General features: G+C 45.4%; 3 protein-coding genes. All 3 read right to left on the bottom strand.

The features are described from left to right. A partial coding sequence (locus ACOWVD_RS25425) for an NAD-dependent epimerase/dehydratase family protein (RefSeq protein ID WP_421105742.1) occupies nucleotides 1–118 on the bottom strand: 118 nt, incomplete at its 3' end. Nucleotides 119–598: 480 nt separating this feature from the next. Further along, nucleotides 599–2,056, bottom strand: a complete 1,458-nt coding sequence (locus tag ACOWVD_RS25420) for a lipopolysaccharide biosynthesis protein (RefSeq protein ID WP_049242085.1) — start codon at nucleotides 2,054–2,056, stop codon at nucleotides 599–601. A 68-nt stretch (nucleotides 2,057–2,124) separates the two neighbouring features. Next, nucleotides 2,125–2,295, bottom strand: coding sequence for a sugar nucleotide-binding protein (locus tag ACOWVD_RS25415; RefSeq protein ID WP_421105946.1), 171 nt, complete (start codon nucleotides 2,293–2,295; stop codon nucleotides 2,125–2,127). Nucleotides 2,296–2,300: the final 5 nt, after the last annotated feature.

Here is a 2,300-nt window from a genome sequence, read left to right as displayed (position 1 = left end):
GATTACCTGCGTAGGTCAGGCTATCCAGCACCAGAATGTGGTCATTGGTATCATTAATGATATGCCGGGCAACCGCCGACCCAATGAAGCCTGCACCACCGGTAACGATAATTTTCATAAAATCCTCTAAAACAACGCCTAGCTTCGTGAAACAATCTTTTGTATAAATTATGACTTGTCTGCAGAGTAATCTGTCGCCGAATGCTATAACGCACGAATCGGCAAGATAATAGTCTTTTTCTACAGTGAATGGTCAATGCCACACATCATACTAGGGATAAGCATCCCTAGCTACATTTGCCCCGCGAAAACGCACATCGTCCCTTAACTGTCGCAATGCGGTAAATCGGCTAAAGACGAGACCTCAGAGGCTTTTTCAAAGGCGCATTCTTCTGCCCAAACGCCCTCTTTCACGAGCTGCACACCGTGGCCCCGTCGCCGGTTAGAAAGCCTTGTATAGAGAGGCAGCACAATGCCAGGAATAGATCGATACGCACCAACACGGCCGAAAGATGAAACAAGGAAATGAACAGCGAGAAATAAAAAACGGGCCCTCACCTGAGCAGCCCGTTTTGTTAATATCCAGTCAAGAACAATGTTAAGCGATACCGATTTTTTTTGAAACCTTAACCGTGGTTGCTATCAACGCTTTCCTAAACGTGGAGTCAATCAAAAACAGCGACACCGCGTACAGCACGGCGCCAAATACGGCCACGACGATAAGATCGACAAAGTTATCTATATGATTATATTGCTTAATATTCTTACAAAGCAGCATAATCCCCCCAGCCATAATTATGGTGGAAAGAGGAATGCGGTAAACTTTAAAGAGTACATCTTTTAAAGCACCGCCGATCAACCACATCAAGATCACCATTACCGGGAAGAAATTAATGACATTAGCGATAAAATACAGTTTAACAAACGTGTCAATATCAAACCTGACCCCAATAATAAATGCGCCGACCTGCAAGATCGCCCCCAAAACACCAAGGCGCATGAGGATATCGGTTCGTCCTTTGGCCATAAAAACGGATCCCGTCGTGCTTAATACAGCCTGAATAATTCCAGTCGGAGCAAGCCATAATAGTATTGCGGCGGTCATTGACCATTGAGCCCCGAATACCAACTGCACAAACGGCTCGCGCAGCACGGCTAATCCGGTCATCAGCGGAAAGACAACTAGCAGTATCACGTAAACGACATTCAAATAGGTAGCCCGTACCTTGTCGCTATTATCCTGATGCTGACTCAATATAGGGAACAGCGCCCGTGAAGCGACAGTGGTCATACTTTGCAACGGGAACAACATAATTCTGTATGCCAGTGAATAGGCCCCCAATATTGCTGCTGACATGTAATGCCCGATCATCATGCTATCAGCGTTTCTTGAGAAGTAATTGATAAAATTAAACAGTGTCAAGTTTCCGCTAAAACCAATCAGCCCTTTTATTTCCTTGGTATTTATCATGTTATTGAATGAAGGACGCCATTTTGACGCAAGCCAAAGCTGTACCGACGACATCAGCGACAGAACCAATATTTGCGCTACCAGACTATAAACACCGAATCCCTGATAGGCCATAATAATGGCGACAATGACGGCAACCACTGATGAGCTGATCTCAATAGAGGCCACTTTTTTGAATTTAGAGTCGCGTTCCAATAAGGCCATGTGCGCAGAGGCACTGCTTGCCAATGGGAAGCTTATTGCCAAAAGGCAGAGCACTGCAATCAGCCTCGGTTCATGGAATACATACGCTATAACCGGCGAAAATATGACAATAATGCCGGCAATGGTCAAACCCATCAATATGTTTAACCAGAATATCGCATTGATCGTCTCATTCTGAAGATCTTTCCTTTGGATGATCGCTGCTGCGGTTCCAAGATCCCTGACTAATAACGCAAAGTTTGTCACTACCAGCGCCATCGACATCAAGCCATATTCGCTGGGCGGCATGAGTCGCGCTAAGACAACAATATTAAGAACCTGGACACCAATTTTAAACAGCTGCGAAAAGGCAACCCACTTCGCATTAGAGACTAGTCCCATATGACTCCCATCAACCTGACTAAACTAACAAGGAACCTATAGAGATAGGCTCCTTGTTTAAATTTATTTTATGCAGTTTTTGCTTTTATCGTACTTTTCAATGCATTCATCCAGTCTGAACGTGAGATACCTAAGCTTTCGATTTTCCCGCAGTTCAGGCTCGAGTAGGCGGGCCGTTTAGCCGGCGTCGGGTACTGTTCGGTCGTGATGCCGTTTACCCGCGGTGATTTCTCCAGCACGCCCT

It is taken from the genome of Serratia sp. SA088, from assembly GCF_049065515.1.
Lineage (GTDB): Bacteria > Pseudomonadota > Gammaproteobacteria > Enterobacterales > Enterobacteriaceae > Serratia > Serratia nematodiphila.
Note: the sequence above shows the minus strand (reverse complement) of the source record. Positions and strands in the feature narration are given on the sequence as shown.